This is a genomic window from Serratia sp. A07, assembly GCF_058725505.1.
On sequence record NZ_JBZXDO010000001.1, the window covers coordinates 143,972 to 167,309 of the forward strand.

20 protein-coding genes and 1 pseudogene are annotated in these 23,338 nt (G+C 59.2%); 5 read left to right on the forward strand and 16 right to left on the reverse strand.

Annotation, left to right across the window (positions count from 1 at the left end):
• Positions 1-94 precede the first annotated feature (94 nt).
• The gene (locus AC4PR2_RS00735) at positions 95-763 is read left to right on the forward strand and encodes a prepilin peptidase (RefSeq protein WP_070914677.1); all 669 of its coding nucleotides are present in this window, start codon (positions 95-97) and stop codon (positions 761-763) included.
• On the opposite strand, the gene AC4PR2_RS00740 is transcribed toward AC4PR2_RS00735, so the two are convergent.
• The 7 genes from AC4PR2_RS00740 to AC4PR2_RS00770 form a co-directional block, all read right to left on the reverse strand.
• Positions 760-2,370 carry a hypothetical protein gene (locus AC4PR2_RS00740; protein ID WP_443014390.1) on the reverse strand — a complete coding sequence of 537 codons (1,611 nt, stop codon included), beginning with the start codon at positions 2,368-2,370 and terminating at the stop codon, positions 760-762. The two genes, AC4PR2_RS00735 and AC4PR2_RS00740, sit on opposite strands and share 4 nt — an antisense overlap.
• 230 nt (positions 2,371-2,600) lie before the next feature.
• Positions 2,601-4,175, reverse strand: a complete 1,575-nt coding sequence (locus tag AC4PR2_RS00745; protein WP_070914675.1) for an ABC transporter substrate-binding protein — start codon at positions 4,173-4,175, stop codon at positions 2,601-2,603.
• A gap of 132 nt (positions 4,176-4,307) precedes the next feature.
• Entirely contained in the window at positions 4,308-4,979 is a 672-nt protein-coding gene (locus tag AC4PR2_RS00750) for an ABC transporter ATP-binding protein (protein ID WP_070914674.1), read from the reverse strand.
• Positions 4,976-5,818: an ABC transporter ATP-binding protein gene (locus tag AC4PR2_RS00755; protein ID WP_336948532.1), complete on the reverse strand. Its 843-nt coding sequence runs from the start codon at positions 5,816-5,818 to the stop codon at positions 4,976-4,978. Before AC4PR2_RS00755 ends, AC4PR2_RS00750 begins: the two co-directional genes overlap by 4 nt.
• Positions 5,808-6,677: an ABC transporter permease gene (locus AC4PR2_RS00760; RefSeq protein ID WP_033647740.1), complete on the reverse strand. Its 870-nt coding sequence runs from the start codon at positions 6,675-6,677 to the stop codon at positions 5,808-5,810. The genes AC4PR2_RS00755 and AC4PR2_RS00760 overlap by 11 nt, the downstream gene beginning before the upstream one ends.
• A complete protein-coding gene (locus tag AC4PR2_RS00765; RefSeq protein WP_060439732.1) occupies positions 6,674-7,729 on the reverse strand; it encodes an ABC transporter permease in 1,056 nt (351 codons plus the stop codon). Before AC4PR2_RS00765 ends, AC4PR2_RS00760 begins: the two co-directional genes overlap by 4 nt.
• The gene (locus AC4PR2_RS00770) at positions 7,729-9,297 is read right to left on the reverse strand and encodes an ABC transporter substrate-binding protein (protein ID WP_049271726.1); all 1,569 of its coding nucleotides are present in this window, start codon (positions 9,295-9,297) and stop codon (positions 7,729-7,731) included. The genes AC4PR2_RS00765 and AC4PR2_RS00770 overlap by 1 nt, the downstream gene beginning before the upstream one ends.
• A 279-nt stretch (positions 9,298-9,576) precedes the next feature.
• Between AC4PR2_RS00770 and AC4PR2_RS00775 the strand changes: the two genes are divergently transcribed.
• Both AC4PR2_RS00775 and AC4PR2_RS00780 read left to right on the forward strand, forming a co-directional pair.
• Positions 9,577-10,224: a hypothetical protein gene (locus AC4PR2_RS00775; RefSeq protein ID WP_492174819.1), complete on the forward strand. Its 648-nt coding sequence runs from the start codon at positions 9,577-9,579 to the stop codon at positions 10,222-10,224.
• Positions 10,214-10,405: a hypothetical protein gene (locus AC4PR2_RS00780; RefSeq protein ID WP_033634949.1), complete on the forward strand. Its 192-nt coding sequence runs from the start codon at positions 10,214-10,216 to the stop codon at positions 10,403-10,405. The genes AC4PR2_RS00775 and AC4PR2_RS00780 overlap by 11 nt, the downstream gene beginning before the upstream one ends.
• A 42-nt stretch (positions 10,406-10,447) precedes the next feature.
• Here AC4PR2_RS00780 and cbl read toward each other — a convergent pair whose 3' ends face one another.
• The 3 genes from cbl to chaB all read right to left on the reverse strand — a co-directional run bounded on the left by cbl (position 10,448) and on the right by chaB (position 12,876).
• Positions 10,448-11,401, reverse strand: coding sequence for an HTH-type transcriptional regulator Cbl (gene cbl, locus AC4PR2_RS00785; RefSeq protein ID WP_492174820.1), 954 nt, complete (start codon positions 11,399-11,401; stop codon positions 10,448-10,450).
• 302 nt (positions 11,402-11,703) lie between these two features.
• A complete protein-coding gene (locus tag AC4PR2_RS00790; protein WP_049202018.1) occupies positions 11,704-12,399 on the reverse strand; it encodes a gamma-glutamylcyclotransferase in 696 nt (231 codons plus the stop codon).
• Between the two features lie 249 nt (positions 12,400-12,648).
• A complete protein-coding gene (gene chaB, locus AC4PR2_RS00795) occupies positions 12,649-12,876 on the reverse strand; it encodes a putative cation transport regulator ChaB (protein ID WP_049202016.1) in 228 nt (75 codons plus the stop codon).
• Between the two features lie 130 nt (positions 12,877-13,006).
• On the opposite strand from chaB, the gene AC4PR2_RS00800 reads away from it, so the two are divergent.
• Together AC4PR2_RS00800 and chaA are read left to right on the forward strand one after the other, a co-directional pair.
• Positions 13,007-13,825 (forward strand): siderophore-interacting protein, encoded by an 819-nt coding sequence (locus tag AC4PR2_RS00800; protein WP_070914671.1) that lies wholly within the window; start codon positions 13,007-13,009, stop codon positions 13,823-13,825.
• A 294-nt stretch (positions 13,826-14,119) separates the two neighbouring features.
• A complete protein-coding gene (gene chaA / locus AC4PR2_RS00805) occupies positions 14,120-15,223 on the forward strand; it encodes a sodium-potassium/proton antiporter ChaA (RefSeq protein ID WP_060424093.1) in 1,104 nt (367 codons plus the stop codon).
• Between the two features lie 36 nt (positions 15,224-15,259).
• Here chaA and lpxO read toward each other — a convergent pair.
• From lpxO to putP, 6 genes and pseudogenes are all read right to left on the reverse strand, one after another.
• Positions 15,260-16,162, reverse strand: a pseudogene (lpxO, locus tag AC4PR2_RS00810) (lipid A hydroxylase LpxO).
• Between the two features lie 234 nt (positions 16,163-16,396).
• Positions 16,397-17,185, reverse strand: a complete 789-nt coding sequence (gene phoH, locus AC4PR2_RS00815; protein WP_015378226.1) for a phosphate starvation-inducible protein PhoH — start codon at positions 17,183-17,185, stop codon at positions 16,397-16,399.
• A 718-nt stretch (positions 17,186-17,903) separates the two neighbouring features.
• Positions 17,904-19,202 carry an iron uptake transporter deferrochelatase/peroxidase subunit gene (gene efeB / locus AC4PR2_RS00820; protein ID WP_047730480.1) on the reverse strand — a complete coding sequence of 433 codons (1,299 nt, stop codon included), beginning with the start codon at positions 19,200-19,202 and terminating at the stop codon, positions 17,904-17,906.
• Positions 19,203-19,213: 11 nt separating this feature from the next.
• On the reverse strand, positions 19,214-20,350 hold the full coding sequence (gene efeO, locus AC4PR2_RS00825) for an iron uptake system protein EfeO (RefSeq protein ID WP_443014391.1): 1,137 nt from the start codon (positions 20,348-20,350) through the stop codon (positions 19,214-19,216).
• A gap of 20 nt (positions 20,351-20,370) precedes the next feature.
• Positions 20,371-21,216, reverse strand: coding sequence for an iron uptake transporter permease EfeU (gene efeU, locus AC4PR2_RS00830; RefSeq protein ID WP_060423658.1), 846 nt, complete (start codon positions 21,214-21,216; stop codon positions 20,371-20,373).
• 244 nt (positions 21,217-21,460) lie between these two features.
• The gene (gene putP / locus AC4PR2_RS00835; RefSeq protein WP_443014392.1) at positions 21,461-22,945 is read right to left on the reverse strand and encodes a sodium/proline symporter PutP; all 1,485 of its coding nucleotides are present in this window, start codon (positions 22,943-22,945) and stop codon (positions 21,461-21,463) included.
• Positions 22,946-23,338: the final 393 nt, after the last annotated feature.

Here is a 23,338-nt window from a genome sequence, read left to right on the forward strand (position 1 = left end):
CCGCGCATATCCCGCAGGCCGCCGCATTTCACCCCGGTGAAATACGCATTTTGCCGTTATTTTAAACATCTTTTTCACGACTGACGGAACCCTGATGTTTCTTTCCTCACTGTGGCACGTGCTGTTTTTCACCGCGCTGTTGTCGGCCGGCCTGCTCGCCTTCTCACTCATCACCCGGCTGGAGCGAACGGTAGCCGTACGCGCCAACCTACCGAGATTGCGCCGCCGCAGCCTGCTGTTGACGGCCCTGGGATTGGCGTTGGCGACGCTGCCTTTCGACCTTTCGGCAGCGCACCGGCTGTGGTTGCCACCGGCTGCGGCGCTGCTGATCGCCCTGGCCTGGCTCGACGGGCGCCACCGATGGCTGCCGGACCGGCTAACCCAGCCGCTGCTGTGGGGCGGGCTGCTGTGCAACCTTGACGCCCGCTGGGCACCGCTGGATGATGCGGTTATCGGTGCGGCAGCCGGCTACGGGGCGCTGTGGCTGCTCAACGCGCTTTATCGGCAGGTGCGGCGGCGTAACGGCATCGGCCAGGGCGATTTCAAACTGTTGGCGGCGCTGGGCGCCTGGCTCGGTTGGACGACGTTGCCGCTGTTGGTCTGCCTGGCGGCGGCGTTCGGGTTAGGCCTGGCGGTAGCGCACGGCCGGCACCCGCGCCGCGGCTGGCGAACGCCGCAACCTTTCGGTATCGCCCTGGCGGCGGCCGGTTGGCTGCAGCTCTTGATGGGCGCCGACCAAAGCGCGCTGACGTTGTTCGGTTAGGTCTTCAGCGCCTCGATCAGCCGATTGAGTAATCCGGCCACTTCTGCCGTGCTGGCCGTTGTCGGATTGGCCAGTGGCTGGACCGCCGTGAGCCTGGTCGTGGATAACATCTCGTCGCTACGGATTTCCAACGCATCGGAGGGGGGCGCGCTCAACGAAGCGCCGTCCGGCCGCCAGTAACTGCCGCGCGTAGTCTGCACCTGATAACTGCCAAAGCCGAAATCCTTCTCGACGCGATAATATATTTCGCAGCTCAACGGCCCGGCGCGCCGCAACATAAAGGCGCTTTTCGCACTATAGCTGCCTCTATTGACGACAAAGGCGGTCGCCTGCGAAGACAGGTCGAACGTGATATATAAATCGCACGCCAGCACCTTGGTGTTGACGCCCTGCTGAAGCGTAATGTGCGTTGTGGGTTGCCGATCCGGCGCGGTCAGGGTGCCTAACAAAGTCCACGATGGCTGTTTCGAGATATTGCGCGGCAAATGATTGCTGGTGGAGGAAGGGGCAGTAGCCCGCTCACCCAGACTGTACATCGCTTCGACCCCGCTTAAAAACGACGTAACGTCGACGGTGCTTTTGCCGGCCACCGGGACACCGCCGTTATAGACGTTACTGAAGGTTACCTCGGTATTGTTGTTGCAGGCGGCGATCGCCACCGGGAAAGGCGTTTTCGAACCGCTGTAAAGATTCAACTGACCGATATCCCAACGGGATTCGTTGATGAACCGGCACAGCACGCCCCCGCTCTCCACGTTCTGCGCGTCCTGGATATTGATATTGCCTATCGTGCCCTGGGCAAAGTTGGTGGACAGCACGCTGACACTGGCGGCGCGCTGCGTATTGCGGTTCTCGCAGCCCAATGAATTGATCGTGCCGTTAAAATCTTTGAAATTGTAGATATCGCCGATGCAGTCATCCGCGGCCAACGAGCCGACCGTAGAGTAAAACCCTGAAATTCTGAACGCGGTGCCTTTGGCGCGAGCGGCGTAGAGCCCGTCGATAAAATTGGTGGTACCTGACTTGTTCATCCACAGCACCCCATCGCCCGGGCGATTGGCGTTAGCTTCCATCTGCACGTTCACCAGCCAGTTAATGAACATGTCGCCCGACACAAACAGCGAATAACCGCCAACCTTGGTGTAGATGTCACGGATATCAAACTTCGTCATATTGAGATCGCTGAACCATACGCCGTGGGTATCGTCTGCGCCGGTATCATCCCGCAACGTCAAGCCGTGCAGCGTCAGATTGGCGAAGCCTTTCACCACGATCACCGCTTTCTTGGTTTCGCCTTGTTCATTGGTATAGCTGCTGTCTGCGGTCTTGACGATTTTGGTCTCCCGCCCCAATCCGACCACCCGCAAACCGATGCCGCCGTAGATGTCCGTTGTCGTCTGAATGAGTACGTGCCCGGCGACCGTATACACCCGTTTGCCCAGGGATAACGTATCGCCGGCTTGCAGCGCCGCCGCCGCCGCTTTGTTGATCGCCGGCCCCCAGTTGCTTCCGTCGCTGTCCTGATAAAACTGTTCCGGCGTCACAACCTCGCCGGTGGCGAGCCAGGTTGCGGCGCGCTCCACTGAAGCGTTTCCGTTATTGTCCATAATCTCTCCTGACGTGATGTGTCCGCATCATTGCGAACGACCGCGCTGAAAGGCGTAAACAACGCCGCCTTTCAGCGCCAATCTATCACCGCCACATGAGCTCGTTATGAAATTTCATTTTATTTCACCTTGATACAACCTCTCACGCTTCGCGGTTGCAACAGCACGCGATTTCACACGCTGTCGGCCTTTGGCACGCCAGAAGCCCGGCCAGGCGCGCGGCGCGGTCGCTACTTACTCACCCGGTCCAGATACAGCATGCTGTTGGCGATATCCACCCGGGCATCTTCAACGTTGTCCCGCAATGCCACCAGCGTTTGCCCCTGCAGAGCCACCACATAAGGTGAACTGACCTGCAGTTCACGTTGCAACGTGACGTAACGTGCGCTGCGCGCGGCGCTGTTGCCCTCCGCGGCCGCGGCACGCGTTTCCGCGCTGATGGCGGGAATGCCCCACTGGGTGCGCCAGGCCAGGGTTTTCGGCCCACCGGGCACGTTGTAGGCAAAGGCGCTGGCGTTGGTGTTTGGATCCAGGTAGTCGGCGCCCCAGTAGGTGAAGATTGCCTGAAAATCTCGGCCGCGCATCTTGCCCCACAGATCGCTCTCCACCACCGGCTGGATATCCAGCCGCAGCCCGGCCTGCGCAAAGCTGGCCTGCAACGCCTGCGCGATGTCGGTATACGGCGGCTGGTTGATGACGATCAGACTGATACGCGTCCCTTCGGCGATGCCGGCCTCGCGCAGGATCTGTCTGGCTTTGTCCACGTCGAGCCTAAACGGCCGATCGTCGAGCGCCCCGTCCAATCCCTGCGGCAAGAAGGCCTGATGCACCCGATATTGCCCTTTCAACAGCTGCTCGGCGATGCTCTGATAATCCACCAGCCAGCGCGCCGCCTGCCACAGTGCCGGATTGCCCAGCGCCGGGTTGTCTTTGCTGCCGGTGTTGAAACCGAGGTAATAGACCCGGGGCGCATCGGCCTGCTCGATGCGTACGCCCGGCACATTGCGCAGCGAGTCGAACTGATCGGCCCCCAGATCGTAGGCCACGTCGGCATCCCCTTTCAGCAGCAACAAACGGCGGGTGCCGGCGTCGCTGACGTTCTTGAACAACACCGTTTTCAGTCTGGCCGGCGACGGCGCAAAGTCGTTGCGGCCGAACAGCAGCGCCTCGTGCGGCACATAGTTGTTTACCCGATACGGGCCGCCGCCGGCGGAATGGCTGCGCAGCCAGGCATTGCCGTAGTCCCCCTGCTGCGCGTGCTCGTTCAGCAGCTTCTCATCCACGATCGAGGCCACGTTCGCCGTCAGCAGCCGCAACGCCAGCTCGCTGCCGATGTTGGCGGGCCAACGGAGCTGCACCTGGTTATCTCCCACCTTCTTCAGCTGCTGTTCAACGTTATCCGGCGTCCAGCCAAACTCGCCGAGAATAAACGACGGCGCCTTGTTCAGCTTCACCGCGCGGACCAGCGAGAAAATGACGTCTTCGGGCCGCAGCGGATTGCCGGAAGCGAAGCGTTGCTGCGGTTTCAGGGTAAAGGTCAGGCTGCGGCCATCGACGCCCGCTTGCCAACTGCCTGCGGCGTCCGGCGCCAGCTTTTGCGGCGCGGCGCGATCCGGCGCCACCAGGCGCTGATAAAGGTTGACCAGATTGGCCGAGCTGACGGTTTCAAAACTCTCCGCCGGATCGAGGCTGATAATGCCCTCCAGAGAACTGACCACCACCAAGGTATCCTGCGGGGTGGCGGCCTGCGCACCGAAAGCGGCCGCCAGCGCGCCATACAATAAAGTTGGGATTAACCGTTTCATCGATACACTCTCCACAATCACGCGGTTGCGCTGTTTGTCGAGTGTAGGGGGTAAGAATTAACGGAAGAACGACGATAAATTGCTTTATTTATTACCAAGATGGATATGCCCGCCGCGTTGGCGGGTATAGGTTCAAACGATGATGCGGCCGTGCGCCATCGCCACCGAACGATCGCACATGTGGTCAATCACGTCCGCATCGTGGCTGACCAGCACCATAGTCAGATCGCCCGCCTGTTTCAGCTCGTTGAGCAGGTTGAGGATCTCCGCCTGCACCGACATGTCCAACGCCGAAGTCGGTTCATCCAGCAACAGCAGCTTCGGCCGCAGCAACAATGCGCGCACGATCGCCACGCGCTGCCGCTGGCCGCCCGACAGCTGATGCGGGTAGCGATCCAGCAGGCGCGGATCCAACCCCACCTGGCGAAAGCCCGCGCTGATTTTACGTTCGATGTCGCTTTCCTTCAGCAGCTTGAGCGGCTCCGACAGCGTACGCAAAAGCCGGTGTTTGGGGTGTAGCGAAGCATAGGGATCTTGAAACACCATTTGCACCTCGCGCCGCAGTTCGCCGGTAAACGCCTGCCCCGGCTGCAGCCGCCGCCCCAGCAACTCAAAGTTGCCCTGCCAGCTGCCGTTCAGCCCGGCCAGCACCCACAGCAAAGAGGACTTGCCGCAGCCGGAAGGCCCAACCAGCCCGAAACACTCGCCCGATTCGATGCGCAGGTTAACCTCATGCACCACGGTGCGCAGTTCGTAGCCCTGGCGGTGACTGACGCTCAGGTTCTCCAGTGCAATCACGCTCATTTCAACGTCTCCAACAGCGCGCGATCCAGCACCGGCAGCGGTTTGCCGCGCGTCTCGCGGCTCGGCCGACACGCCCACAGCGTGCGGGTATAAGGGTGCGTGGCCTGCGCCAGCTCTGCCGCCGGCAGCTGATCCAACAGCTCACCTTTGTACATCACCAGTACCCGCTCGCAGTGGTGCGCCACCTGCTGCAAATCGTGGCTGATCAGGATCAGCCCCATATTGCGTTGCACCACCAGATTGTCTATCAGCTGCAGCACCTGATCACGCATCTGGTGATCCAGCGCCGAAGTCGGTTCGTCGGCAATCAACAGCTGCGGATCGTTGATCAGCGCAATGGCCAGCATCACCCGCTGCCCCATGCCGCCGGAGAGCTGATGCGGATAGTGGCGGCACAGCGCCGCCGGATCGGGCAAGCCCACCGCCGCCAGCATCTCCAGCACTTTTTCACGCCGCTCGGCGCGACTCAGCTTTGCATGCAGCACCAGCGGCTCCTCCACCTGACGGCCGATCGGCTGATTGGGATTCAACGCATGCTTGGGATCTTGCATCACCATCGCCACCCGCTCGCCGCGCAGCCGGCTCCACTGGTGCTCGCTCAGGCACGTTAAGTCTTCACCGCCCAACGTCAGGCGCTGCGCCTGCAGCTGTAACGGCGGCGGCAATAGCCCCATCAGCGCACGCGCGGTCAACGACTTGCCGGAGCCGGACTCACCGACCAGCGCCAGCCGCTCCCGCCCTATGCTGAACGAGATATTCTTCACCAGCGCCACCGGCTGTGGCCCCGGCACGCCGATCGCCAGGCGTTCGACGGTCAATAAGGTGTTATCAGTGCCCATGACGAGGATCCATTTTGTCGCGCAGGCCATCGCCCAGCAGGTTAAACGCCAGGCTGGCGAACAGGATCGCCCCGCCCGGTGCGGCGGCGACCCACCATTGGTCGAAAATCACTTTACTGCCTTCGGCCACCATCGAGCCCCATTCCGCGGTCGGCGGCGCGACGCCCATGCCGAGGAACCCCAGACCGGCAGCGGACAGGATGATGCCCCCCAGACTCAGCGCCGCGCGCACCACCGCGCTCGGCAGGCATAAGGGCAAAATGTGGCCGACCATCAGCCGCAGCCCGTTGATGCCCTGCATGCGCGCCGCCGCCAGATAGTCGCTGCGGCGCAGCGCCAGGGTTTCGGCCCGCGCCTGGCGGGCAAAGGCCGGCCAGCTGGTCAATGCCAGCGCCAGCGCGCCGTTCATCAGCCCCGGCCCCATGACCGCCACAAACGCCAGCGCGATCACCAGGCTCGGCAGCGACAGGAAAATGTCGGTCAGGCGCATCAAAATACGCTCTACCCAGCCGCCGAGATAACCGGCGCCAATGCCGACCAGCAGGCCGATGGGTATGGTCAACACCAGAATCAGCGACACCAGAATCAGCGTCGGCCGCGCGCCGTAAATCACGCGGGAGAGCAAATCGCGGCCGAAGCCGTCGGTGCCCAGCCAATGTGCGGCGGAAGGCGGCAATAGCCGCAGCTCGATATGCTGCAGATTGGGATCGAAAGGCGCCAGCCACGGGGCCAGCAGCGCGGTGACGATCAAAATCGCCACCAGTGCCGCGCCCAGCGTCAGCGTGGTCAGGCGCCGACCGCGGCGGTAACCGACGGCCGGCTCGCTTTGCGGTTCGTGTTCAGAGAGATATTGGCTCATCGGGTTCGCGGATCCACTAAATAGGTCAAGGCGTCGGCCAGCGCATTCAACAGCACGAAACAGGTGCCGATCAGCAACGTGGCGCCGAGGATCGCCGGCGTGTCGGCAGCAAACAGCGCCGAGGTCAGATAACGCCCGACGCCGGGCCAGGCGAACACCGTTTCGGTCAATACCGCCCCTTCCAGCAGGCTGGCATAGGAGAGAGACAGTACGGTGATCAGCGTGCCCAGTACGTTGGGAAACACATGGCGCAGCAGAATGCGCAGGCGCCCGGCCCCCTTGGAACGCGCCAGCGTCACGTATTCCTTGTTGCACTCTTCCAGCATCGCCGCGCGCAGCAATCGGGTAATGCCCGCCATCGACAGCAGCGCCAACGCCACGACCGGCAGCCACAGGTGGCCGATGGCGTTGTAGAACATTTCGCGATCGCCGGACAGCCAGCTGTCGATCAACACGAAACCGCTGCGCGGCTCCATGCTGTACAAGTAGATGTCGTCGAGCCGCCCCGGCCCCGCCGACCAGTGCAGCGTGGCATAGAACAGCAGCAGCCCGAGCAGGCTCAGCCAGAAAATCGGCACCGAATAACCGATCAGCGACAGCAGACGCGCCGCGTTATCCAGCCAGCTGCCCGGCCTGAGCACCGCCAGAAACGCCAGCGTAATGCCGCCGAGGGCGCCGAGGATAATGGCGCAGGTGGCCAGCTCCACCGTCGCCGGGAAGGTACGCAGCAGATCGCTCAACACCGGCTGGGCGGTGATGCGCGAAATGCCCAAATCGCCGTGCGCCAGGTGCACCAGATAACGCCAAAACTGCATCGGTAACGGCTGATCCAATCCCAGCTCGTGCCGCACCTGCGCATAGGTGGCTTCACTGGCGTGATCGCCCGCCACCTGCAGCGCCGGATCGATCGGCGCCAGGTGCGACAGCATGAAGGTGAACAGCAGCAGGCCAAGCAACGTCAGCGCCAGCGACAGCGCGCCGCCGAGCAGCCGCCCGCCCCAGCGCCAATACCGCCGGGCCGCCCCGGCGCTGGCGGACAGTTCAGCGGCCATTACTTGCTGACCTTGCTGTAGAACACCATGTCAGGGTTGATGCCCTGCACATAACCCTTGAGGTTGTCACGCACCGCGATCAGGCTGCGCGCCTGCAGGCCGATGACGAACGGCGAGCTTTGCTGCACCTGTTTTTGCAGTTGCTGGTAGTCGGCCACCCGTTTGGCGGTGTCGTTTTCCGCGGTGGCGGCCAGCGTCAGCTTGCTCAGCGCCGGGATCTGCCAGTTGGCGCGCCAGGCCAGCGTCTTGCTGCCGTCTTCCGGGTTGTAGGCGAAGGCTGCGGCATTGGTGTTAGGGTCGAAATAATCCGGCCCCCAGGAGGTCAGCGTCGCATCGTAGTTAAGCGCTTTCACCTTGGTAGAGACCTGCGAACTGATGCCCGGCACCAGTTCCACCTTCACGCCGCCCTGGGCAAAGCTGGCCTGCAGCGCCTGGGCGATATCCAGGTACGGCGGCTGGTTGTTGACGTCCAGACGGAAACTGACGTTGCTGAGCCCCGCTTTGGCCAGTATCTCTTTGGCTTTTTGCGGATTGAAGCTGTACGGCTGATCCTTGAGCGCCCCCAAATAACCGTCCGGCAGGAATGCCTGATGGCTCTGGAACTGCCCTTTCAGCAGATCGTCGGCGATGCCTTTGTAATCGAACAGCCAGCGCGCCGCCTCCCAGAACGCCGGATTGCCGAGCGCCGGTGACGCCTTGGCGTTGAACTGCAGGAAATAAAGCGAAGCGTAAGGAATCGCCAGGGGTTTGACGCCCGGCTTGCCCTTTAAGGCCGCCATCTGGTCTGCCCCCAGGTTGCGCGCGATATCGGCATCGCCCTGCTCGATCAGCAAGCGGCGCGCGGCCGGATCGGGCACGTTTTTGATCAGGATGGTTTTCAGCGTCGGCGCCCCTTCCGGCGAGCCTGGGTTGGCGTCCAGCACCACCACTTCGTGCGGCACATAGGTGCGGATTTTATAAGGGCCGCTGCCGGCGGAGTGGCTGTTCAACCATTGGTGCCCCAGATCGTCGCCCTGCTGGTGCGCCAGCGCCTCTTTGGCGTCGACGATCGACGATACCGGCGCCGACAGCAGGCTGAGCACGAAGGCCGGGCTGACGTTTTCACTCCAGCTGATTTTTACCTGGTGGTCATCCACCTTGCTCAGGTGTTGCTCCACGTTCTTCGCGTTCCAGCCCAGCTGCGTCAGGATAAACGACGGCTCCAGATTCAGTTTCACCACCCGCGAAAGCGAGAAGATCACGTCTTCCGGCCGCAGCGGATTGCCACTGGCGAACCTGGCGTCCGGGCGCAGGCTGAAAGTCAGGCTGCGATTGTCGGCGCCGGCCTGCCAGCTGCTGGCCAATGTCGGTTTCAGATCGATAGGGTTGTGTGGATCGGACTGGATCAAACGCTGATACAGGCTGTTGAACGACTGCACCGTGGTCAACTCAAATCCCTGGGCCGGGTCAAAGCTGACCACGTCATCGATAGACTGCGCGATCACCAGCGTGTTGGCCGGCGTCGCCGCCTGCGCGTTAACGCTGGCCGCCACGGCCAAAAACAGCAAAGAAGGAACGAGCGCTTTCATCTGAAACTCTCCAAGCAGATGGAATTTATAATAATTTCGCGAGTGTATGCGAGCACGATCGGCAGCTGAAGGTACTTAAATCACTATAGATATTCTTTTTATGTATATAGATGGGGTTTTGATTATTAGAGAGAGTATTGCACGCCAGATCGCACTCTCACGGCACCTGGCCGCAATGGATAACTGTCTTTGCGGCGCAGTTCGCAGCGGTGAAACGCGGGGTTTGAGTCTGTTTCATTGGGTGATTAACGTGAGCTCGGTCACCCAAGGGACGGGAAAATGGAAAACCATCCACCAGAAAATGGCGTCTTACACCGGCATGAGAGAGCGATAGAGCAAACACTGGCAGACATGAACAGCGTCCTGCTTGAGTCGGATCTGTTTATGACTCGTCTGACGGTAAAAGACCGGCGCTGGCAAAAAGGCAGAAAAAACGGGCATACGTTAAATTGGCGCTCTCTTTTTAAATATCATGCCCAAACGCCGATGAGTTTCGCTTTCGTCTATCGGCAAATGGCCAGCCCGCTGAGCCGCGCCGGCTTTTGCCTGTGCCGTTATCTCCAGGCAGAGAACGTTATCGAACTTGTCGCGTTGGAGAATTTCTCCCTGCGTGAAGCGCAACATCCCCTGAAAGGCAATATGCTGCGCAACTGCTTGCAGGTGCTGTATCTGTATGGCCTGAACCTGCAAGAGCAGAGGCTGACGCCGGTGCCTCCGCCGGACATACTTATCAGCCACGCAATCAATCACCGCGTGTTGGCGCTGTATACTCGTCAGGCTGCCTTTGAAGTAATACCCGGTACCATGACATGTAAAACCAGCTTCAACGCACTGAAAAAGTACATACCATCGCTGGAAAAGTACGGGGCCAAATGTGATAAGGTGCGTATAAATAACGAACAGAAAGGAAGCCAAAATGGAAAATAAGGATCTGACCGACCCTACGCTCTCCATTCAAGAGCAAAAACGCATCGCCATCGAGATTTTGCGCCAACACCATCGCTGGGAGATGGCCAACCCGCGTCCGCCTGAAGAACTCCCGGAATGGGAAGCCATCGGCCCGTTCAGAAAAAGTAAACGTCACCTGATCGAACGTACCGACGACTAATCCCCCTTCCCTGTGGCTATCCGGCGGGGCCCAGCTGTCCGACTAAATCTGGTAGTCAATCACCGCATCCAGCTGCGATGAGAAGACCTTGTCCTTGATTTCGGTCAGCGACAGCGTCGGATTGCACAGCTGGATAAAACGCCAGGCATAGTTGCGCTGCAGCTGGCTGCGTTTCAGGCCCAGCCATACCGTATTGGGTTCAAACAGGTGCTCGGCGTTGAGGCTCACCAACCCGCGATCGCGCTCTTTTTCATACGACATGTCCGCCAGCACACCCACGCCCAACCCCAGCTCGACGTAAGTTTTAATCACGTCGGAATCCTGCGCACTGAGCGCGATGTCCGGCGTCAGGCCCGCCGCTTTGAACGCCGCATCCAGCTTCGCGCGCCCGGTAATCCCCTGACGGTAAGTGATCAGCGGCAAGGTGCTGAGCATCTCCAGCGTCACCTGCGGCTGACGCGTCAACTCGTGCCCTTCCGGCACCAGAATGGTGTGATGCCAGCGATAGTAAGGGAACGCCGCCAGCGATTCGTCGCTCATCAGCCGTTCGCTGGCGATGCCGATATCGGCTTCGCCGGCGGCCAGCATCGAGACGATCTCCTCCGGGCTGCCCTGATTGAGCACCACCCGCACCCGCGGGTAAAGCGCGCGAAACTCTTTGATGACCCCCGGCAGGCTGTAGCGCGCCTGGGTATGCGTCGTCGCGATATGCAGCTGCCCCGAATCGTTGCTGCTGAAGACGTCCGCCAGGCGACGGATGATATTGGCGTCGTTGAGAATGCGTTCCGCTACCACCAGCAGCTCTTTGCCGGGTTCGGTCATGCCCAGCAGCCGCTTGCCGCGACGAATGAATATTTCAATGCCCAGCTCTTCTTCCAGCTCGCGAATATGCCGGCTGACGCCGGACTGCGAAGTAAATAAGGTATTGGCGACCTCGGTCAGGTTGTAGTTGCAGCGCGCCGATTCGCGAATAATTTTTAATTGTTGAAAGTTCATCCCCGTCTCCCTGTTTCTTGCGGTAGCGTTTGCCATATTGATACGGAGTCCTGCGGGGCTGAACAAATAAAAAATAGCCTTTAGTTATGCAATTTAATACTAAGTGAATTATTTATCGTTACTCTTGGGGGATGACGCCGGGGGAAAATGATGAATGGCTTTAAAAATAACGAGATAAATAACCATACAAAGAAAGCGCCTTAGATAATCATGCAGAATAAAGTTATTAAATAGAGGTATTAGATATATGAAAAAGGGCTCAGCGTGCTGAGCCCTTCACTGTTTGCCACCCTGCCAACGCCTCAGGCCGTGGCCTCCGCCCCGAAAGCGCCGGGCCGGTTCTGCTGCAACCATTGCTGTACATAGCGCACCAGATCGCCGATGCAATCATCCTGCATGCCGTGGTGCTTCAGCTCGTTATCCAGCGCAAACAGGTATTGCGCGTTGGTGCCCAGCGGACCGCTGGCGCTGGCGATCAATGGCGCGATCACCTGGTGGCTGGTGTCTGCTTCAAACAGCGGGTGCTGCGCGTTCATCACGAACACCAGCGCAGTGACAACCTCACCGCCCTCCAGCTGCAGCTCACACCAGGTCGGCACGTAGCAATCGGTGATCATTTCGCGCTTCCACAGCAGCTCCAGCTCTTCGCGCAGCTTGCTTTCCGGCAGACGGAAGGCCAATCCGGTGGTCTGGCCGCCCTCTTTCAGCGCCAGCATGCGCCCCGGCTGATGCAGCGTGCCGCGCCCGGCGGTCAAGCGCATGCAGAACGCCCGGTGCCAGCCCTGCAGCATGGCAGGCCGCACTTCTTCCGATTCAAAAACCGGGTTCCACATCAGCGAACCGTAACCGAATACCCAAACCGGGCTGTGATCCGGCCGGCGCGATAACGTGCAATCCAGCGAGGCTGCGCGCTGTTCAGGCGTCAGCAACAGCGACTCCTCAATAGCGCCGAATGCGGTTTTGCAATCCGCTTTTTGCAGAAAATCTCGCGTTAACACTGTTACAACCTCCCGGGAATACGATTTCTCGTCCTCCCTCGCCACTACTGAACCTTTGCAATTATATTTTTAGGTGCGGAATTTTATTAATTCAATAACCGCGCCGATTAATAATGACCATATTCTTTTCCCGCCGCGCAATCAAGTTGCAAAGCGGTGTTAACGTGGAAAAGTATTTGTACTGAGCAGCAATAATATTAATTGCCGGGTCAGCATAACGTCTGCGCGATTTTATCAGGCCATAAAGCGTTACTTTTTGTGCCAACGCTCATCGTCGCCCTTGCGATAGCTTTGCTTGACCGCCGCCCAGGCCACCTTGTGCGCCGTCTCCTCCCGGCTGTCGTCACCGCGTCGGTCTTCAGGATCCCGGTATTGTTGCCAGGCGCTGTTGAACGCTTCTTTATAGATCGCCTGAGCATGGGCCGGCAGTACATGCTTCACATTGTCCGGCAAGTCGTTCGTGTCTTGGTATGGCATCACGTCCTCCCGTGCGTATTCCGTGAACCTTAAGCCTAGCTCACACGCCGTTGCGCCTCAATGAGCAAACAATTCTCATTATCAAACGGCATGATATACTCACCGCCAAACGAACTATAAGGAGATCCCCGTGACTACCGAAGCCCCTCGCTCACGCGCCCCCTACCTGATCGCCGTCAGCGCCGTACAGGACATTACGCCGCACCTGCGCCGCATCACCTTTACCGCACCCGATCTGCGCTACTACCCGGCCAACGCCGCCGCTGCGCACATCAAGGTCTTTTTGCCGCTCGCCGGCCAAACCCAGCCGGATCTGCCGACGCTGACCGAAAACGGCCCCCGCTGGGCGGCGGACGCCGTGCGCCCGATCGTGCGTACCTATTCCATTCGCGCCGTGCGCCCGGAACAGGCGGAGGTGGACATCGAGTTCGCGATCCACGATCACCAGGGCCCGGCGGTCGACTTTGCGCGCCAGGCGAAGGCCGGCGATAAAATCGGCATCAGCAACCCGGGCGGCCCCAAACCGATGTTGCCGGCGGCCGATTTCTACTGCCTGGCGGGCGATCCCTCCTCACTGCCTGCACTGGCCGCGCTGCTGGAGAATCTGCCGCCGCACAGCGCCGGGCGCGCTTTCGTCCGCGTCGACAGCACCGCCGACGTGATTGATCTGAGAAAACCGGCCGGCGTTGAGATGAATTGGATCGTTGGCGGCACGGAGAACACCGACGACCTGATCGCCCGCTTCCGCGCGCAATCCCTGCCGCAGGGCGAAACGCACTTCTGGCTCGCCGGTGAAGATCGCCTGGTGGTAGAGCTGCGCCGTTACCTGCGCCGTGAACGTCAATGCGATCGTAATCGTCTTTATGCCGTACCTTACTGGCGTGAGGGGCTAAATGAAGAGGGTTACCACAATAAACGGCATGAAATCATGGATAATATTGACGACTAACGGCTGTATTTTCCTTGATTAACCGCATGCTAAATAAGTAAACACGACTTTTCTCATATCTAACGTTAAAAATTGGCGTTATTGCGTAAAAGTAAGTAAATAAAACCGCACCCCGTGCGGTTTTTTTGTTACCCTGATCACATAAAGCAAGCAATTGCTTTCTCAGATAAAAACAACATCACACCGGCGCCGTGGGTGTATCCTAATATAAAATACCTACTGGAAACGCAGAGTTGCCGCATCACGGCGACCGGCGCTGACGGGCTACGCTGTTTGAGAAGGAGTGCCACCCTCATGAAGTCGCAACACGATCCTGGCCGATCCACCAAATCTCGCCACACCGAATACTCGCTGATCTTCCCCATCGCCGCGCTGGTGGTGTTGAATCTGTGGAGCAGCACCACTTACTTTCCGCTGATCGTCGGCATCAATATTCTCGCGCTGGTGGGGATCCTCAGCAGCGCCTTCAGCGTGGTGCGCCATGCCGACGTGCTCGCCCACCGTTTGGGGGAACCCTACGGCTCGCTGATCCTCAGCCTGTCGGTGGTGATCCTCGAGGTCAGCCTGATCTCGGCGCTGATGGCCACCGGCGACGCCGCGCCGGCGCTGATGCGCGACACGCTGTATTCCATCATCATGATCGTTTCCGCCGGCCTGGTCGGTTTCGCGCTGCTGCTCGGCGGGCGCAAGTTCGCCACCCAGTACGTCAACCTGGGCGGCATCAAACAGTATCTGATGGCAATTTTCCCGCTGGCGGTGATCGTGCTGGTGTTCCCGAGCGCGCTGCCGGGCGGTAACTTCAGCACCGGGCAGGCGCTGCTGGTGGCGCTGATCTCCGCCGCCATGTATGGCGTGTTCCTGGTGATCCAGACCAAAACCCACCAGAGCCTGTTCGTGTATGAGCATGAAGACGACGATGGTGACCCGCATCACGGCAAGCCCTCTTCGCACAGCAGCGCCTGGCATGCCGCTTGGCTCGTCGTGCACCTGATCGCGGTTATCGCCGTCACCAAGTTCAACGCCAATCCGCTAGAAGGCCTGCTGACCAAGATGAATGCGCCGGCGCAGTTTACCGGTTTCCTGGTGGCGCTGCTGATCCTGTCGCCTGAAGGGCTGGGCGCGCTGCGCGCCGTGTTGAACAACCAGGTACAACGCGCCATGAACCTGTTCTTCGGTTCGGTGTTGGCGACCATCTCCCTGACGGTACCGGCGGTCACCATCATCGCCACCCTGACCGGGCAGACGCTGATCTTCGGGCTGCAAACGCCGCATATCGTGGTGATGCTGACGGTGTTGCTGCTGTGCCAGCTGTCGTTCTCGACCGGCCGCACCAACGTGCTGAACGGCACCGCCCACCTGGCGCTGTTCGCCGCCTACATGATGACTATCTTCGCCTGATCAAAAAGGGGCGCACACCGTGCGCCCCTGTCTTCGTTATACCGAGAAGAATATCGCCGCGGCGATCCCCCCGAACAAAATCCACTTGATGATGTAATAACCGGTGCGGTTCCAGGCCTTCAGGCGTTTCCCCACCCGGCGTATCGCATAGATGTATTTGAACATCTAGTTGACGCCGCCGGTGCGATCGCCCTCTTCGTTCGGCGCGGTGGCGGCGCTCATCAGATTGCGCCCCAGCCAGTGGTTCACCGCCTGCGCCCAGCGGTAGCGCATCGGCCGTTCGATGTCGCAGAACAGGATCAGACGATTCTGCCCGCTCTGATTTTCCGCGTAGTGCAGGTAAGTTTCATCGAACATCACGCCTTCACCGTCGCGCCAGCTGTAGCGCTCGCCGTCCACCTCAATAAAGCAGCGGTCATCGTTGGGGGTAATCAGCCCAAGATGATAACGCAGCGAACCGGCGTAAGGATCGCGGTGACGCGGCAAACGGCTGCCGTCCGGCAGTTCGGCGAACATCGCCGCCTTGACCGAAGGCAGGCTGCGCAGCAGTTCCGTGGTCTGCGGGCACAGGGTCATGGCGGAAGGATGGCTGTCCTCATACCATTTCAGATAAAAGCGTTTCCAGCCGGTCTTGAAGAACGAGTTGAACCCGGCGTCGTTGAACTGATCGGACGCTTTGATCTGCTGGATCTCCATCAGCTTCTGTCCTTCGTCGCGGATGGTTTCCCAATTCTCCCGCAGTACCGCCAGCTCAGGGAACTGCTCCGGCTTCAGGTACGGCGTGGTCGGCACGCGGGAAAACAGGTACATAAAGACGTTCAGCGGTGCGGTAAAGGTGGAATGGTCAGACAGCTGTCGCCACACGTTGTAGCGAACCCGCCCGCGGTAATGCACATAGACGACGCATAAAATAAGCAAAATCAGAATGATATATTTCATGTTTGAATCGCATCAAGGAACTCACGCTCAATGCGCCGCGCGGCGCACACCCCAGATAGTGTCCTTTTGGCGGCGCACGCAAGTTGCGCGCCAATCTGGAACCCATTAATCATTAACGCTAACTCAACGAAAATCCATACAAAAAACCACAATAATTTACACAAAGGTTAAACGAGAGGGGAAATTGCGGAGATAAAAAAGGCCGCCGAAGCGGCCTTTCCATTAGCGGATAGGTTAACTGTAAGCGTTGAGCGTGCGCTGGCACAAAGCAGAGCGCACACAGTCCTGTTTCTCAAAGCGGATAACGCCGATCATCTCGTCCTCTTCGAAGCGCTCCAGCGCGTCGCTGAGGCCGGATTTCACGCCGCGCGGCAAGTCGCACTGGGTCACGTCACCGTTAACGATAACCGTCACGTTTTCGCCCAGGCGGGTCAGGAACATTTTCATCTGGCTGGCGGTCACGTTCTGGGCTTCATCCAGGATAACGACCGCATTTTCGAAGGTGCGTCCACGCATATAAGCGAACGGCGCAATCTCTACCTTGCCGATTTCCGGGCGCAGGCAGTACTGCATAAAGGAAGAGCCTAAACGGCGCACCAGAATGTCATACACCGGGCGGAAATAAGGCGCGAATTTCTCGGAGATATCCCCCGGCAAGAAACCGAGGTCTTCATCCGCCTGCAAAACAGGACGGGTAACGATAATCCGATCCACCTCTTTATGGATCAGCGCCTCCGCCGCCTTGGCGGCGCTGATGAATGTTTTGCCACAGCCGGCTTCGCCGGTGGCGAAGATCAGCTGCTTATTCTCTATGGCTGATAAGTAATGACCCTGAGCTTCGGTTCTAGCCTCGATGGGTGAGCTATCGCGCTTGTCTCGCGCCATGCCGATAGACTCGACTCCCCCCATTTGCACCAGCGAGGTCACAGACTCTTCTTCCAGCTGGCGATGACTACGAGCGTCACGACGAATAACGCGTTTCGCTTCACGACGTGCTTTGATCACTGCTTTCTGTCTACCCATAGTGGCACCTTACAGTTTGTTTCACCTACCGCAACGGCCAGGCCGCGCGATTATGTTTCACACACGTATTAGGTTTTGGCCTCCTCCGAGCCAATAAGAGCCAAGGGACAAGGTGAATCGACGGCAACGCTTAAGCGCCGTGTCTTCACGGGACAACGCGGACTGCATTAAAAAACGTGGAGTAAAAAGTGATGAGGTTCGATAGCGATAAGAGTGCGGGGTTGCCGGTAAAAGAGAGTCGGAGAGAGAACCCTCGTTACAACGAGAAATCAGGGGAGATGTGTTATTTTTTCTTTCCAGCCCAACCAAGGACTTTACCATTAGCGATCCCCGCAGTGATATTTACAGCTTCAAGCTGTGCACCGTGTGAAAACTACCGCCAGATGATTACAGTATAATGACATTCAATCCTGTCGCGTTACTAAAATGTAAAAAAATTTTATATCTTTTGTTTTCAGTTAGCGCAAAAACACTATATCACGCTCGGCGCGTCATTCCAGAAAAATTTTTATCCTATTAATATCAATTAATTACAATTAAAATCCGCGAATGACACTTTAGTTTCTCGATTAAAATTTGCACACCCCAAAGTCGGCGGGCCCTTCAGATTTTTTAATCCGCAGGCGACGGATTGAATTGAACTCCGTCGCTTAATGTCCAGCACAATAGGCAAGCCAACGTAAAACGAGGCGGAAGATCCCGCCTCGTCATTGCGTGCTCAGGCCTTGAGCAGGCCGCTGGCCAAATAGTCGCCGCCCTCTTTCACACCCGGCAATACGAAGAAGTATCCGCCGCCGATCGGCTTGATGTATTCTTCCAGCGCTTCGCCGTTGAGCCTTTTTTGCACCGTCAGGAATCCTTTTTCCAGATCGGCCTGATAGCAGACGAACAACAGCCCCATTTCCAGCTGCCCGGCATTGGAAACGCCAAGGGAATAGCTGTAGCCACGCCGCAACATCAAATTGCTTTGGCTTTCCGGCGTGCGGGGGTTAGCCAACCGGATGTGCGCGTCCATCGGGATCACCTTGCCGTCGGGATCGTTCGCGTAGTTCGGCTCGTCATGTTCATGCTTCATGCCGAGCGGCGCGCCGCTGTGCTTTTCGCGGCCGAAAATGGTTTCCTGCTCCTGCAGCGGCGTGCGATCCCAAAACTCCACGCGGAAGCGAATAATACGCGCCGCCTGGTAGCTGCCGCCCGCCGTCCACGCCGGCTCGCCGACGTTGTCGCCGACCCACACCACCTTATCCATCAGCGGTTTGTCGTCGGTTTTCGGGTTTGCGGTGCCGTCTTTGAAGCCCAGCAGGTTGATCGGCGTCTCTTTGCCTTTGCTGCGCGCCGCATGCGCGGAGATAAACCCTTCGCGCTTCCAGCGCACGCTGAGCAGATCCGGCGAATGCTTGATGATGTCGCGCAGTGCGTGGATCACCGTTTCATTGGTGTTGGCGCAGATCTGCAGCAGCAGATCGCCGTGGCAAAGCCCGGCGTCCAGCGCATCGTTGGGGAAGCGGGTCATTTTCTGCAACCGCAGCGGCTTTTGCGCCTGCAGGCCAAAGCGTTCGTCGAACAGCGATGCGCCGACCGAGACGGTGATGGTCAGGTTGTCCGGATAAATCTCCGGCCCCATGATCCCCGAATCGAGCGGCGGCAATTTGGCGTCCACCTCCGGCGCCTTGCCGCCGTGGGTCAGGAACGCGATGCGGTCAGTCAGCAGCCGGAACAGGCGCTCCAGATCCGCTTTGCTGGTCGCCAGCACGTCGAACGCCACCAGCATCATCGCCGCCTGTTGCGGGGTCAGCACCCCGGCCTGATGACGGCCATAAAACGGCTGTTTCTGCCAGCGCTCATCCTGCGGCGCCGCCAACGGCTCCGCCGCTTTGTCCGCCGCCTGCACCAGGCGGCTGCCGCCCAGCGCCAGCGCGCTCAGCCCCAGCCCCTGCAGCAAACGGCGGCGTGAAGGGGATGCCGCCTCCTGAGAGTGCGGGTGAGGCCCGTTATTCGGGCCTGCCTTGTTGCTCATAACCGTATGCCTCAGTCCAGACCCAATACGCCGCGCAGTTGGGAAAGGTCTTCCGCCAGCGTGGTGATCGGCCCTTTCAACGCATTGCGGTCGGCATCGGTCAGCTTCTCATAGGACTCATACCCCTCTTTGGTTTGGTACTTCGCCAAAATGGTGTCGACGGTTTTGAAGTTGGCGTCGATTTTGTCCAGCAGCGGCTTGTTGGCTTTGACCAACAGCGGGCGCAGCAGGTTGACGATCTTCTGCGCGCCGTCGACGTTGGCCTGGAAATCCCACAGGTCGGTGCGGCTGTAACGGTCTTCTTCACCGCTGATCTTGCTGGCCGCCACTTCTTCGATCAGCCCGGCTGCGCCGCCCACCACCTTGCTCGGCGGGAAGGTCAGTTCACCCACGCGTTTTTGCAGTTCAACGGTGTCGTGATACAGACGATCGGCATATTTGCCCATGTCTTTGGTCGAGTTGTCGGCAAACAGCGCCTTCTCCAGACGGTGGAAGCCGGTAAAGTTCGGATCCGCCGATTTCTTCTCGTAGTCGTCTTCACGGGCGTCGATGCTGCCGTCCAGATCGGAGAACAGCTCGGCGATCGGCTCGATGCGCTCATAGTGCTGGCGGGTCGGCGCGTACAGCTTGCGCGCTTGCTCCACGTTGCCGGCCTTCACCGCGTCGGTGAACAGCTTGGTCTGTTTCACCAGCCCGTCGACTTCTTTGATGACGTAGACTTTGTATTCGGCGATCGGGCTAACCAGATCCAGCGCATTCGGTTTACCGTCGGTGGCGCCGTTGGTGGCTGCGGTGACGATCAGTTTGCCTTTCGGGTTGCTCAGCAGCCCGCAGGTCATGTCGTATTCGCCCGCTTCCAGCGTGGCGGTCATTTTCTGGGTGAAGCCCGGCGCGATGTTTTCGCGCTCTTCCACCACCATCACCCCTTTCAGGATTTCCCATTCGACGTTTTTCTGGCTGGTGTTATGCACCACAAACTGCGTCTTGCCGGCCGGCACCGTCAGCTGCATCGGTTCGCACTGCTTGTCGTTGACCGTGACCTTGACCTGCGGCACGTCCGCCGCCAACGCGTCGATGCTCAGCGCAAACGCCGGGATAGCCAGTAATGCTGCGTGCAACGCCTTGCGGCGAAATAACGGAGTAGACATACGAGATTCCCTATTAAACATTAATGATTGATTTTACGTTGCGCCGGGGCCGCTGCCGGCTCCGCGCGCTGCGGCAGGAAAAAGAAAATCAGCGCCGGGATCAGATACAGGAAATAGACGGCCACTTCGCTGACCGTCGGCGCTTCCTGATAACCGAGAATACCTTCCAGCAGGGTGCCGAACAGCGAATGGGTCGACAGGGTGCTGCTGAAATCGAAGGCGATGTCCTGGAAGTGGTTCCACAGGCCGGCTTCGTGGAAGGCACGGATCGCCCCGGCGGCCAGGCCGGCGGCGACGAACAGAATGAACAGGCTGGTCCATTTGAAAAACTTGGCCAGGTGCAGCTTCACCCCGCCCCAATAAATCATCATGCCCAGCACGATGGCGGCCACCAGGCCGAGCACCGCGCCGATCGGCGCCGCGGCGCCCACGTCTTGCTGGAACGCCGCCAGCAGGAAGAACACCGACTCCAGCCCTTCGCGCGCCACGGCGAAGAACACCATCGCCACCAGCGCCCAACCCTGCCCTTTACCGGCGCTGAGCGCCTGATCGATCGCCCCTTCCAGATGCACCTTGACCGACTTGGACACCTTACGCATCCAGAACACCATATAGGTGAGGATCACCACCGCCACCACCGCCACGATGCCCTCGAACAGCTCCTGCTGTTTCTGCGGGAACTCGCCGGTGGTTTCATTGATGAAGATGCCGAGCGCCAGACACAGCGCCGCAGCGACAATCACGCCGATCCACACCGCGCCCAGCCATTGGCTGCGCTGCGTGCGCTTCAGGTAGCTGGCGATCAGGCTGACGATCAGCGCGGCCTCCAGCCCCTCACGGAACATGATAAGAAAGGGAACGAACATAAATAATCACCCCTGAAAAGACCGCGGCGGCAGAGACGGTGGTTGCGAAATGAGCCGCGGCGACTATGTAAAGAAACGTAAAAACCAACGAGAGTGATTATCATTCTGCCAAGAATAAATACAAGAGGCATGACGGTGATTTTTTCTAATCAAATGTCGCCAGGTGTTACAGCCGGATGACGGCGATCGGCAGGCAAAAAAAGGGGCGCTCTGCGCGCCCCTTACCGACTGACATCGAACGGCGTTACACCGTTTTGTACTCGGCTTCCGCCTGATCGAAACGCTCGGTCACGGTGGTGGAAGGCTGGCGGCCCATCAGGCTCACCGCCACGATGGCAAGGCAACCCAGGATGAAGCCCGGGATGATTTCATACAGCCCCAGCCATTCGTACTGTTTCCAGACGATCACCGTCACCGCACCGACCAGCATACCGGCCAGCGCGCCGTTGCGGGTCATGCGCGACCACATCACCGAAATCAGCACCACCGGACCGAAGGCGGCACCGAAACCGGCCCAGGCGTAGCTCACCAGGCCCAGCACGCGGTTCTCCGGATTGGCCGCCAGCGCGATGGCGATCAACGCCACCACCAGCACCATCACGCGGCCGACCCACACCAGCTCGCGCTGGCTGGCGCCTTTACGCAGGAACGCCTTGTACAGGTCTTCGGTGATCGCGCTGGAGCACACCAGCAGCTGGCAGCTCAGGGTACTCATGACCGCCGCCAGAATCGCCGACAGCAGCACGCCCGCTACCCATGGGTTGAACAGCAGCATCGCCAGTTCGATGAACACGCGTTCCCCGTTCTTCGACACGTTACCGGCTTGATCCGGGTTGTTGGCGAAGTAAGCAATACCGAAGAAACCGACGGCGATGGTGCCGGCCAGGCACAGGATCATCCAGGTCATGCTGATGCGACGCGCGCTGCGGATGGTGCGGTGAGAATCCGCCGCCATGAAACGCGCCAGGATGTGCGGCTGACCGAAGTAGCCCAGGCCCCACCCCAGCAGCGACAGGATGGCGACGAAGTTCAGCCCTTTCAGCATGTCGAGGTTGGCCGGGTTCTGCGCCTGGATCACCAGCATCGAGGTATCGATGCCGCCGACAGCGAAGATCACGATCACCGGCGTCAGGATCAGCGCGAAAATCATCAGGCTGGCCTGCACGGTGTCGGTCCAGCTTACCGCCAGGAAACCGCCGATAAAGGTGTAGAGGATGGTCGCCGCGGCGCCGGCCCACAGGGCGGTTTCGTAGCTCATGCCGAAGGTGCTTTCGAACAGGCGCGCGCCGGCTACGATGCCGGAGGCGCAGTAAATGGTGAAGAACACCAGGATGACGATGGCCGAGATCACGCGCAGCAGCTTGCTGTTGTCTTCAAAGCGGCTGGTGAAATAATCCGGCAGCGTCAGGGCGTTGTTGTTGGCTTCGGTATGTACGCGCAGCCTTCCTGCCACCAGCTTCCAGTTCAGGTAAGCGCCGATGGTCAGGCCGATAGCGATCCAGCTTTCGGAGATGCCGGAGAGGAAGATGGCGCCCGGCAGGCCCATCAGCAACCAGCCGCTCATGTCGGAAGCGCCGGCGGACAGCGCGGTCACCACGCTGCCCAAACTGCGGCCGCCGAGAATATAGTCATCAAAGTTGTTGGTTGCCCGGTAGGCAAGCAGGCCGATCAGCACCATCCCGAAAATGTACACCAGGAAGGTCACCAGCATAGGTGTGCTCATTGTCATTTAATTCTCCACTTTCATTATTATTCGCGTTTCGCTCCGGCCAAGCCGGCGCCGGTAAATCCACGCGCAATGCATTTCACTGGCCGCCGCGCCGGAACGTGGCGCAGCCTGCGAGCAAGTGCAGGTAAAATAGTTTCTGCCCGTAATTGTTGACCGTCGGTTATCCTAGATGAGCCTTTCATCAACCAACAAGATATTTAACAACAAAGTTACACAAAGTTTACCCTGCGTCACATTTACCGGGCCCAAAGGTTGCACTCACGACAAGCAAAATGAGTTGCACCTGGTTATTACCCTTATATAGCGCAAGGTAAAGCGTCTGCGGCAGCATAAACCCCGCCGCATTCGCTCAATAACGCAACATTCGTGCCAACTGGCCATGTTAAAAAATCG

Coding starts and splice junctions, on each gene's coding strand:
- AC4PR2_RS00735 (WP_070914677.1), top strand. CDS start 95: ATGTTTCTTTCCTCACTGTGGCACGTGCTGTTTTTCACCGCGCTGTTG.
- AC4PR2_RS00740 (WP_443014390.1), bottom strand. CDS start 2,370: ATGGACAATAACGGAAACGCTTCAGTGGAGCGCGCCGCAACCTGGCTC.
- AC4PR2_RS00745 (WP_070914675.1), bottom strand. CDS start 4,175: ATGAAACGGTTAATCCCAACTTTATTGTATGGCGCGCTGGCGGCCGCT.
- AC4PR2_RS00750 (WP_070914674.1), bottom strand. CDS start 4,979: ATGAGCGTGATTGCACTGGAGAACCTGAGCGTCAGTCACCGCCAGGGC.
- AC4PR2_RS00755 (WP_336948532.1), bottom strand. CDS start 5,818: ATGGGCACTGATAACACCTTATTGACCGTCGAACGCCTGGCGATCGGC.
- AC4PR2_RS00760 (WP_033647740.1), bottom strand. CDS start 6,677: ATGAGCCAATATCTCTCTGAACACGAACCGCAAAGCGAGCCGGCCGTC.
- AC4PR2_RS00765 (WP_060439732.1), bottom strand. CDS start 7,729: ATGGCCGCTGAACTGTCCGCCAGCGCCGGGGCGGCCCGGCGGTATTGG.
- AC4PR2_RS00770 (WP_049271726.1), bottom strand. CDS start 9,297: ATGAAAGCGCTCGTTCCTTCTTTGCTGTTTTTGGCCGTGGCGGCCAGC.
- AC4PR2_RS00775 (WP_492174819.1), top strand. CDS start 9,577: ATGGAAAACCATCCACCAGAAAATGGCGTCTTACACCGGCATGAGAGA.
- AC4PR2_RS00780 (WP_033634949.1), top strand. CDS start 10,214: ATGGAAAATAAGGATCTGACCGACCCTACGCTCTCCATTCAAGAGCAA.
- cbl (WP_492174820.1), bottom strand. CDS start 11,401: ATGAACTTTCAACAATTAAAAATTATTCGCGAATCGGCGCGCTGCAAC.
- chaB (WP_049202016.1), bottom strand. CDS start 12,876: ATGCCATACCAAGACACGAACGACTTGCCGGACAATGTGAAGCATGTA.
- chaA (WP_060424093.1), top strand. CDS start 14,120: ATGAAGTCGCAACACGATCCTGGCCGATCCACCAAATCTCGCCACACC.
- phoH (WP_015378226.1), bottom strand. CDS start 17,185: ATGGGTAGACAGAAAGCAGTGATCAAAGCACGTCGTGAAGCGAAACGC.
- efeB (WP_047730480.1), bottom strand. CDS start 19,202: ATGAGCAACAAGGCAGGCCCGAATAACGGGCCTCACCCGCACTCTCAG.
- efeO (WP_443014391.1), bottom strand. CDS start 20,350: ATGTCTACTCCGTTATTTCGCCGCAAGGCGTTGCACGCAGCATTACTG.
- efeU (WP_060423658.1), bottom strand. CDS start 21,216: ATGTTCGTTCCCTTTCTTATCATGTTCCGTGAGGGGCTGGAGGCCGCG.
- putP (WP_443014392.1), bottom strand. CDS start 22,945: ATGACAATGAGCACACCTATGCTGGTGACCTTCCTGGTGTACATTTTC.